We start from the raw sequence: 303 nt of genomic DNA, 5'->3' as shown, positions 1-303 counted from the left end.
AGCTGAAAAAGATGCAGCAGCACTCAATGCTAAAGATGCGTTTGATGTGTTAGTGATCGGTGGTGGTCCTGCAGGCGCAACAGCAGCAATCTATGCGGCACGTAAAGGCATTAACACGGGTATCGTGGCTGAACGCTTCGGTGGTCAGGTGATGGATACCATGGACATTGAAAACTTCACGTCTGTACAAAAGACCCAAGGTCCTAAGTTTGCTGCCGAAATGGAAGCCCACGTTCGTGAATATGATGTTGATATCATGAACCTGCAACGTGTCAGCAAAATCACAGGTGCAAACCAAACGAT

Annotated in this window: 1 protein-coding gene; it reads left to right on the top strand. The window is 47.5% G+C overall.

Going from position 1 to position 303, the window contains the following annotated elements:
• The coding region (locus UC75_RS21600) for an FAD-dependent oxidoreductase (RefSeq protein ID WP_416202218.1) at positions 1-303 on the top strand (303 nt) is incomplete at both ends.

This window comes from Acinetobacter sp. V2 (genome assembly GCF_001188385.1).
Lineage (GTDB): Bacteria > Pseudomonadota > Gammaproteobacteria > Pseudomonadales > Moraxellaceae > Acinetobacter > Acinetobacter oleivorans.
This window is presented reverse-complemented; position numbering and strand designations above follow the sequence as displayed.